Annotated in this window: 1 protein-coding gene and 1 pseudogene; both read left to right on the top strand. The window is 43.3% G+C overall.

All coding sequences use genetic code 11. The features are described 5' to 3' along the window. The first annotated feature begins 294 nt into the window (after positions 1–294). Positions 295–738: a hypothetical protein gene (locus ACWEIJ_RS46055; RefSeq protein WP_350590795.1), complete on the top strand. Its 444-nt coding sequence runs from the start codon at positions 295–297 to the stop codon at positions 736–738. Positions 739–898: 160 nt separating this feature from the next. Beyond that, a pseudogene (locus ACWEIJ_RS46050) lies at positions 899–1154 on the top strand (hypothetical protein); the annotation flags it as partial.

Here is a 1154-nt window from a genome sequence, read left to right as displayed (position 1 = left end):
GATAAAAATAAATTACCTTAAAGTTCATTATGTTATGACATGATGGGCTTTTTTTACCCGAAATATGTACTTATGGTACTTTACATTAATGAACTTTCAGTACATTATAAATCCATCGAAGCGAAACACGCAGAGATCAGTCGAACGGCGCGACAGTAAACCATGCGTCGGGAGCGCGGCGGGTTCAGGATGAACGGCAATGCTGCTCACAAGCTAAGTTACTTTCGGGTGCTAGTTACCACGAAAGAAACTTACTGATAGATTAAAGTAGGTCTAATCACAAGGAGAATTCTGGTGAAAAGTAATATGACGTATACAGCTATGAGGGTAAAGCAATTCGGATACACGCCCGCTGTTGAGGTTACATGCTATGACGAGCGCGCTAAGCAGAAAACAGAATGCCTACTCATTTTCCAATCATTGGATGAGGTAGTTTTTTATGGCACAGACAATTTCCATCCATTGATAAAGGCAGAAATGAAGCTAGCAGCCATTGAGGCCATATCGGCTGGAATGGGTAAGGCGCAAATAGAGGCAAAGCAGAAGGTTATTGAGCTTGAAAGCAGTAGAAAACGACAAGTCAGCAGAGCCAGGCAGTTTAGGTCGATGATTGAAAGTTGGTCTGGAGAGATATCTTCACTGAATGAAGATATTAGGCATGGATTAGATACTCCAACCATCAGAACAAGGTTGTCAACGATATCAAAAGGAATGATGGATTATAACCCTAGTAAGTAACTACTAAGCCCCGAAATTCGGGGTTTTTTATTACATAACTATATTGCACGCTGCCATTAAGACGGCATCGAACAAAGCCGCCTAGCGGCTTTTTTTTACGCCTAAAAGTCGAGGTCAGCATGAGCTTCAGAGGAAAGGTTTGGTTTTGGATGTTGGTTTCATGCGCCCTCTTCTGGTGTGGCGTGGTTATTGGATTGATGGAGAGAACGTGATGAGTGGATTTAAAGGAACTCACGGGCCGTGGGAATTGATGAAAGATGATAATGAATTGAAAGTAATTCAGGCCGGATCACTAGAGAAAGGGTTTGGGTGGAAATCATATTGCAATGTCTGTGTACATGAGCGAGGACCAGTGGAGTTCGACGTCCTGATCGAGATCCCCAAGGGCGTGCGCAACAAGTACGAGGTGGACCACA

The organism is Lentzea sp. NPDC004789, assembly GCF_053601075.1.
Note: the sequence above shows the minus strand (reverse complement) of the source record. Positions and strands in the feature narration are given on the sequence as shown.